General features: G+C 60.4%; 9 protein-coding genes and 1 tRNA gene. 1 reads left to right on the top strand and 9 read right to left on the bottom strand.

Annotated features, from left to right (window positions below; genetic code table 11):
* The 9 genes from VZ95_RS23010 to VZ95_RS11090 all read right to left on the bottom strand — a co-directional run.
* Positions 1 to 858: DUF4062 domain-containing protein (locus tag VZ95_RS23010; RefSeq protein ID WP_084627733.1), on the bottom strand; the 858-nt coding region annotated here is incomplete at its 3' end.
* Positions 859 to 950: 92 nt separating this feature from the next.
* Complete coding sequence (locus tag VZ95_RS11125) at positions 951 to 1,880, bottom strand: AEC family transporter (RefSeq protein WP_045775902.1); 930 nt, start codon at positions 1,878 to 1,880, stop codon at positions 951 to 953.
* A 213-nt stretch (positions 1,881 to 2,093) separates the two neighbouring features.
* The gene (locus tag VZ95_RS11120) at positions 2,094 to 2,567 is read right to left on the bottom strand and encodes a UPF0262 family protein (protein WP_045775901.1); all 474 of its coding nucleotides are present in this window, start codon (positions 2,565 to 2,567) and stop codon (positions 2,094 to 2,096) included.
* On the bottom strand, positions 2,564 to 3,868 hold the full coding sequence (hisD, locus tag VZ95_RS11115) for a histidinol dehydrogenase (protein ID WP_045775900.1): 1,305 nt from the start codon (positions 3,866 to 3,868) through the stop codon (positions 2,564 to 2,566). Before hisD ends, VZ95_RS11120 begins: the two co-directional genes overlap by 4 nt.
* The gene (gene hisG / locus VZ95_RS11110) at positions 3,852 to 4,517 is read right to left on the bottom strand and encodes an ATP phosphoribosyltransferase (RefSeq protein ID WP_045775899.1); all 666 of its coding nucleotides are present in this window, start codon (positions 4,515 to 4,517) and stop codon (positions 3,852 to 3,854) included. Before hisG ends, hisD begins: the two co-directional genes overlap by 17 nt.
* Positions 4,518 to 4,964 carry a DUF2948 family protein gene (locus tag VZ95_RS11105; protein WP_045775898.1) on the bottom strand — a complete coding sequence of 149 codons (447 nt, stop codon included), beginning with the start codon at positions 4,962 to 4,964 and terminating at the stop codon, positions 4,518 to 4,520.
* Positions 4,961 to 6,250, bottom strand: coding sequence for a UDP-N-acetylglucosamine 1-carboxyvinyltransferase (gene murA / locus VZ95_RS11100; RefSeq protein WP_045775897.1), 1,290 nt, complete (start codon positions 6,248 to 6,250; stop codon positions 4,961 to 4,963). The genes VZ95_RS11105 and murA overlap by 4 nt, the downstream gene beginning before the upstream one ends.
* A 25-nt stretch (positions 6,251 to 6,275) precedes the next feature.
* On the bottom strand, positions 6,276 to 6,830 hold the full coding sequence (dcd, locus tag VZ95_RS11095; RefSeq protein ID WP_045775896.1) for a dCTP deaminase: 555 nt from the start codon (positions 6,828 to 6,830) through the stop codon (positions 6,276 to 6,278).
* Between the two features lie 80 nt (positions 6,831 to 6,910).
* The gene (locus tag VZ95_RS11090; RefSeq protein ID WP_045775895.1) at positions 6,911 to 7,105 is read right to left on the bottom strand and encodes a hypothetical protein; all 195 of its coding nucleotides are present in this window, start codon (positions 7,103 to 7,105) and stop codon (positions 6,911 to 6,913) included.
* Positions 7,106 to 7,265: 160 nt separating this feature from the next.
* On the opposite strand from VZ95_RS11090, the gene VZ95_RS11085 reads away from it, so the two are divergent.
* Positions 7,266 to 7,340: transfer RNA gene (locus VZ95_RS11085), tRNA-Thr, on the top strand.
* Positions 7,341 to 7,423: the final 83 nt, after the last annotated feature.

The following is a 7,423-nucleotide window of genomic DNA, read 5'->3' as shown; positions in this document are numbered from 1 at the left end:
CGCGTCAATAACCGCAACTTGGTCAGCAATAGCAGATCCAATTTGTACAGCAGAGTCATCTCGGTAAATAGAATATGAAAACTCGCCATCGTAATTATTAATGATATAGGATATATTTTCATAATATAAAGGAAACATCGAGATCCATGTTGTTTCAATCTTCGCGTTACTTCCATACATTATTCTGTTGTCAATTTTTTTTGATATCCCAATAATATTTACACAAATCGCATCATCAGCAGACGGAATCGGAGGCAGGGATAAATTTATATCAAAACTTCCGATAGTTTCAAGATATTTAACATTTTCTTTACGAACCTCGTTTAATTCCTCCAGAATTTTAACACTTGCAATGGTATCTCCTCGAACCCAACCTACAGCAGGCTTAGTTGCTTTTGCATGGTCCAACGCCTCACGAACAGCTAGCTTCAATTGCTCACATGACGTCCAAGTTTTTCGCAATCTATTTTTTTCAATATCCGAGATAAAAGCCGCAAGCCGCACTTTACCTTCTTGGGACGCTTCACTTTTGCCTGCTGGGATACTTCCTCGGTCGCCATGTACCAACGCAAGTACAGGAATATCGCGGGTAATGGCATAGCGATACTCCTTTTCAGTGTAGCTGATGCCGTCATCATCTATGGAGCCATAACGGCCCGCCACTATTAAAACATAATAATCACATTTATCTATCAAGGATTGTATAAATGCAAATTGATCTTCGTCCGCTGCCGGGAACGTTTCCATCTGAACTGGGAAATCTCCAGAACGGATCACCGAATCTTGTACCGCTTGCCGCTCTTCCTTCAAGTCTTCAAAAGTTGAACTAATGAAGACAGAATATCTTTTATCGGCCAACCTTGGACCCTCTCATGTAGCTGGAAATCGCCTGAGTTAGATTACTTCGCTGAAGGGTTTCCCGCAACGAATGACAAATTTTGAGATGTATATTACCCCACCGCCAACAACGCACTCACCGTCAGCACCGACAGGATCGTTGAGACCAGAATCGTCGCCGAGGTTTGCGCCACCAGCCGATCATATTTCTGCGCCAGCACGAAGGCCCCCGCGCCGGTGGGGAGCGCGTTGAGCAGCAGGGCGACGCGGCCGACGAGGCTGTGTTCTTCGCCCAGGATCACCAGCACCCCATAGGTGGCGATGGGGGCGACGGCGAGTTTTAACACCGTCAACCACGCGACTTCCGACAGTTCCCCCCGGATCGGTTGGGCGGCGAGGAACATCCCCAAGGCAAACAGCGCGCAGGGGCTGGCCGAGGCGCCCATGAGCTCGGCGAAGGTCTTCAACGGCCCGAACAGGGGCACGCCCGAGAGTGCCCAGGCCGCGCCCGCCGCAGGCGCGACGATCAGCGGATTGCGCGCCACGGTACCCAGCACGCCGACGAAGGTTTTCAGCGCGCCTTGGCCGGAGCGCAAATCGGCTTCGACCCCCATAATCCCCGCGCCGAACATGATCGAGCCAGTCAGAATCGTCGCGGCAATCGCATAGGGCAGCGCCTCCGGCCCATAGGCGAGCGACACCAACGGCACCCCCATATAGCCAACATTGCCGTAGCAAGAAGCGAGGCTCTGCACCGATAAATCCGCCAGCCGCAGCCGTCCCACCAGCCGCCCCCAGACGACCGTAATGACGAACACCACGCCCAGCGGCGCGCAGAAAGCAATCAAAAACTCCCGGTCTACCACCCGCTCCAACGGCGCGCGGAACATCACCAGAAACAGCATCGCCGGAAGCGCGAAGTAATAAACGAACTTATTCAACGCCTCCGTGGAACTGCCCCCCAGCAGCTTCAACTTCGCCGCAATATATCCGGCCAAAATCAAGCCGAAAACCGGCAGCGCGACGTTGAGGATTGCTTGCATCGGGTGCCTTATGCGCCAAAGGTCAGGGGCTCTGCCCCCCGAACCCCCACCCAAGGGCAGCGCCCTTGGGGAACGCATTTCAGTAATCAAAAGAAGCCTGCTCAGAAAAACGAAAATAATTTCTGAAAAGGAAATTGGGATCACCAAGGGGCAAGCCCCTTGGTCAGGGGTGTCGGGGACAGCGTCCCTGACAATCATCACCCCCACGCCGCCCTACCCCCGAATATGCAGCACGCAGATCAGCGTGAACAGGCGGCGGGCGGTATTGTGATCGAGGGTGATTTTCTCTTGCAGGCGGTCGCGCAGCATTTCGGAGCCTTCGTTATGCAGGCCGCGACGGCCCATATCGATGGCTTCGATTTGGGCGAGGCTTTGGGTTTTGATGGCGGTATAGTAGCTGTCGCAGATCTGGAAGTAATCGCGCACCACCGAGCGGAACCCGGCGAGGGGGAGTTGCACGCGCTCCAGCGCGTCTTCGGTGGGGCTGCGCACGTCGAGGATCAGGCGATTGTCTTCGATGCCGAGGCGCAGGTGATAGGGGCCGGGGTGGCCGATCAGCGCGAAGCTGTTTTCTTCCATCAGGTCGAAGAGGGCGATGGCGCGCTCGTGTTCGACCGTCTGATTACGGCGGACAACCGATTTTTCATCGAGTTTGACATCGACCAGACGATTGTCCGCCTCACTCATCGGCTGGCCTCCGGCAAGCGGATGGATACTGAGAGCGCGTGCGCCTGCAAGCCTTCGGCCTCGGCCAGCGCCAGCACCGAGGGGCCAAGCGCCTGAAGCGACGCGGGGCTACAGCCGACCAGCGTGGTGCGCTTCATGAAGTCGAGCACGCCGAGGCCAGAGGAGAAGCGCGCACTGCGGGCGGTGGGAAGCACGTGATTCGGCCCGGCGATATAATCGCCCATCGCTTCCGGCGTGTGCCGCCCGAGGAAAATCGCCCCGGCATTGCGGATTTTCGCCGCCAGCGCGTGCGGATCGGTGACGGCGAGTTCGAGATGTTCGGCGGCGATGCAGTCGATGATCGGCAGGGCCGCATCGAAGCTTTCCACCAGAATAATCGCCCCATGCGCCTGCCAGCTTGCGGCGGCAATCTCCCGGCGCGGCAGGGTTTCCAGAAGTTTCTCGACGGCGGCCGCCACGGCATCGGCAAAGGCGGCATCGTCGGTAATCAGGATGGATTGGGCGCTGCTATCGTGCTCGGCTTGGCTCAAGAGGTCCGCCGCAATCCACTCGGGCGGGCTGTCAGCATCCGACACCACTAGGATTTCGGACGGTCCGGCAATGCTATCGATCCCCACTTGCCCGAACACGGCGCGCTTGGCCGCCGCCACATAGGCATTGCCGGGGCCGACGATTTTATCGACCGGCGCAATGGTTTCGGTGCCATAGGCCAGCGCCGCCACGGCCTGCGCCCCGCCGATCTTGTAGATTTCCGTTACGCCCGCGCGTTTCGCCGCCGCCAGCACCAGCGGGTTCAGCACACCATCGGGCGCGGGAACCACCATCACGATGCGCTCCACGCCCGCCACTTTAGCGGGAAGCGCGTTCATCAGCACCGAGGAGGGGTAGGACGCGAGCCCGCCGGGCACATAGAGCCCGGCAGCCGCCACGGGCCGCCACAGCATGCCAAGCTCGACGCCCAAGGCATCGGTATAGCGCAGGTCGGTCGGTGACTGGCGCGCGTGGAAATCGGCGATCCGCGCCGCCGCCACATCGAGCGCGGCCAGCAGGTCCGGCGAACAGGCGGCTTCCGCCGCGTCGATTTCGGCAGCGGTGACTTTCAGCGCGGCGAGATTGGGCGCATTCACCCGGTCGAAGCGGTTGGTATACTCGACAACCGCCGTATCGCCGCGCGCCCGCACCTCGGCCAGAATCGCCGCGACGGCAGTCGAGACGTCCACCGAGGTTTCGCGCTTGTCGTTCAGCAGCGCGGCAAAGCGGGTCTCGAAATCGGGGCTTCGGGCATCAAGCCGCACGGGCACGGGTTACCTCCGCAAAACGATCAATCCAGGCGGTCAGCGCGTCCGAACGGGTTTTCAGCGCCGTGCGGTTGACGATCAACCGAGAAGAAACATCCGCAATCCGCGCCACTTCCACAAGCCCATTGGCGCGCAGGGTAGCCCCCGTGGAAACGAGGTCGACAATCCGCTCGCACAACCCTAGCGTGGGCGCGAGTTCCAAGGCACCATTCAGCTTAACGCATTCGGCCTGCACGCCGCGCGCGGCAAAATAAGCTTTGGTGATTTCGGGATATTTTGTCGCCACCCGCACGTGGCTCCACTGCTGCGGCGCATCGGCTTCCACCAGGGCGGCGGGTTCGGCCACCGAGATATGACAGCGGCCAATCCCCAAATCGAGCGGCGAATAGAGTTCGGAATAGTTGAACTCCATCAGCACGTCCGACCCGGCCACCCCCAGTTCCGCCGCGCCGAAGGCGACGAAGGTCGCCACATCGAAACTGCGCACGCGGATAATCTCAAGGTCGGGGATATTGGTGGTGAAGCGCAGCTTGCGCGAGGAAGCGCGGGCGAAATCGGGCTCCGGCTCGATGCCGATGCGGGCGAGTACCGGCATAACCTCGTCGAGAATCCGGCCCTTCGGCAGAGCGAGAACAAGCGGTCGTTGGTCCATTTACACGGCTCCTTTGCCGCTATCGCCGTGGGTCGGCACCGAGGCGCTGGGCCAGGGCTCGCCGAAATCTTGGGCCAGAAGGTCGAGGCTTTTCACACTGAGGCGCAGGCCGGTTTCGCTGTCGCCCGCGCAATGCAGATGCAGCAGCCCGCCGGTTTCAGTCGGCGTGTAGGTGAGGGCCAGCAGCGCGAGAAAGCGGCCCTGGTCCTTCAGATCGAAGCCCTTGCGCTGTACGCCGGTGACGCCGCGCACGCGCACCGCCATATGGGTGCGCTCCTGAGCGGCGGGCGCTTCCCAACGAAAACGGTTGGCGACGAGCAGAAATTCCTGCGCCGCCCCATCGTAATACAAATCGAGCACCGGCAGCAGCGCGTCCTGCAAGCAGGCGCTGAGAATTTCGAGATCCGCCGAATCGACGGCTTTCAGCTTCAGGCCGGGCGCGCTCATCCCGCCTCCCGCACCCGTTCCACATCGGCCCCGCAGGCGGCCAGCTTCTCTTCGAGCCGCTCATAGCCGCGATCCAGATGATAGACGCGGTGAACGATGGTTTCGCCTTCCGCCGCGAGGCCCGCCAGCACGAGGCTGACCGAGGCGCGCAGATCGGTCGCCATCACCTGCGCGCCCGTCAGGCGCTTGACGCCGCGCACGAGGGCGGAGGAGCCGTGAATGGTGACATTCGCCCCCATGCGCGCCAGTTCCGGCACATGCATGAAGCGGTTTTCGAAAATGGTTTCGGTCATCATCGCCGCGCCATTGGCCACGGTCATGAGGGCCATCGTTTGGGCTTGCAGATCGGTGGCGAAACCGGGGAACGGCTCGGTCATCACATCGACGCCGATCAACGGGGCGGCGGTGCGGGCGACGCGAACCCCCTCGGCTTCCGCCGTGATCGTCACGCCCGCTTCGCGCAGCTTATCAACGAAGACCGGCAGATGATCGATATGGGCATGGCGCAGCAGAATATCCCCGCCGGTAATCGCCGCTGCAATGGCATAGGTGCCCGCTTCGATCCGGTCGGCGACAATCTGATGCTGGGCGGCGTGCAGCCGGTCGACGCCCTGAATGCGCACGGTATCGGTGCCGAGCCCTTCGATCTTCGCGCCCATGGCGATCAGGCAATGGCCGAGATCGACCACTTCCGGCTCGCGCGCCACATTCACCAACTCGGTTTCGCCCTTGGCGAGACAGGCCGCCATCAGCAGATTTTCCGACGCGCCGACCGACACCACCGGGAAGACGAAACGCCCGCCAACGAGCCCCTTCGGCGCGCGGGCTTCCACATAACCTTCGGAAAGCTCGATTTCCGCCCCGAGTGCCTGGAGGCCCTTCAGGTGCAAATCGATGGGCCGCCCGCCAATCGCGCAGCCGCCGGGCTGGGAGACGCGGGCGAGGCCGCAGCGCGCCACCAGCGGCCCCATGACGAGGAAGCTCGCGCGCATCTTGCGGACGATATCGTAGGGCGCGGTGGTGCTGGTGATGGTTTTGGCGGTCAGCTTCATCACCCGGCCCGTATGGCCGCCGGAAGCATTACCATCCATCGACACCTCAACGCCGTGCTGTGCCAGCAACGACAGCAGCGTCGAAATATCGGCAAGATGCGGCACGTTGGAGAGCGTCAGCGTTTCATCGCTGAGCAGCGCCGCCGTCATCAACGGCAGGGCGGCATTCTTCGCGCCGCTAATATCGATGGTGCCTTTCAGGACGTTGCCGCCGCGCACTCTGATCTTATCCACCGGGAACTTCCTTCACTTTGCGGCTTTAAAGGCGCGGCAGGGTTACGCCGCGCTGGCTCATATATTTCCCGGCGCGATCCGCGTAGGAAACTTCGCACGGCTCATTGCCCTGGAAAAACAAAAACTGGCAAATGCCTTCATGGGCATAAATCTTGGCGGGCAGCGGCGTGGTGTTGGAAATTTCAATCGTCACCTCCCCCTCCCACTCCGGCTCCAAGGGCGTTACATTGACGATAATCCCGCAGCGGGCATAAGTGGATTTGCCGAGGCAGATCACCAGCACGTCGCGCGGGATTTTGAAATATTCCACCGTCCGCGCCAGGGCGAAACTATTCGGCGGGATGATGCACACGTCGGTTTGCCGATCGACAAAGCTCTTGCTGTCGAAATTCTTCGGATCGACGATGGCGGCATCGACATTGGTGAAGATCTTGAAATCATTCTTCACCCGCGCATCGTACCCGTAGGACGAGAGGCCGTAGGAAATAACGCCGTCGCGCGCTTGCCGCTCGACGAAGGGGGAGATCATCTCCTTTTCCAACGCCATTTTGCGGATCCATTTGTCCGACAGTATCGCCATTGTCCCGTTCCGTCCTTCACCGCAAACTCTTGAGCCTCTGGCTTCTATCGCACGCGCGGGGGCGCATCAAGCCGAAGCGCTTATCCTGCGGTGCCGGAGGGGGTTGCGTCGGGGATTGTATCCGGGCCGAAAGCCTCGTCCGCCGCGTCATCCCGCCCGCGCTTCTGCTGCTTGCGCCGCTTGAGGTTGGCCCGCAACGCCGCCGCCTGCCGCTCGGCCCGCGCCTGCTGCGCCGCTTGGGTTTCGGGAGTTGTTGGGGAAGGGGCTTTGCTCATAACGCACTCAATAGAAGGAAGCGGCGATGGGGCGAAAGACCGAAACCCTTCGGCCTGCCGCACACTAGCCCCGCTTTTTGGCTCTTGCCAAGCCCCACCCCATCCGCTAAATAGCCGCCCACGCCAACCGATGCCGCGCATCTTGGCGCAATATGGCGATGCTGCCGTAGCTCAGTGGTAGAGCACTCCCTTGGTAAGGGAGAGGTCAAGAGTTCAATCCTCTTCGGCAGCACCATTTTAAAACGTCCATTCAACCGTTGGTTTGTAAGGCTTTTTTATTGCCTGAGAACAAAGGCCGCTTTGGGCGTGTAGGCCCGT

The organism is Elstera litoralis (assembly GCF_000963705.1).
In the GTDB taxonomy this organism is placed as follows: Bacteria; Pseudomonadota; Alphaproteobacteria; order Elsterales; family Elsteraceae; genus Elstera; species Elstera litoralis.
Note: the sequence above shows the minus strand (reverse complement) of the source record. Positions and strands in the feature narration are given on the sequence as shown.

Excerpts from the sequence above, each read along its gene's own strand:
- VZ95_RS11125 (WP_045775902.1), bottom strand. The coding sequence starts at position 1,880 with ATGCAAGCAATCCTCAACGTCGCGCTGCCGGTTTTCGGCTTGATTTTG.
- VZ95_RS11120 (WP_045775901.1), bottom strand. The coding sequence starts at position 2,567 with ATGAGTGAGGCGGACAATCGTCTGGTCGATGTCAAACTCGATGAAAAA.
- hisG (WP_045775899.1), bottom strand. The coding sequence starts at position 4,517 with ATGGACCAACGACCGCTTGTTCTCGCTCTGCCGAAGGGCCGGATTCTC.
- VZ95_RS11105 (WP_045775898.1), bottom strand. The coding sequence starts at position 4,964 with ATGAGCGCGCCCGGCCTGAAGCTGAAAGCCGTCGATTCGGCGGATCTC.
- dcd (WP_045775896.1), bottom strand. The coding sequence starts at position 6,830 with ATGGCGATACTGTCGGACAAATGGATCCGCAAAATGGCGTTGGAAAAG.
- VZ95_RS11090 (WP_045775895.1), bottom strand. The coding sequence starts at position 7,105 with ATGAGCAAAGCCCCTTCCCCAACAACTCCCGAAACCCAAGCGGCGCAG.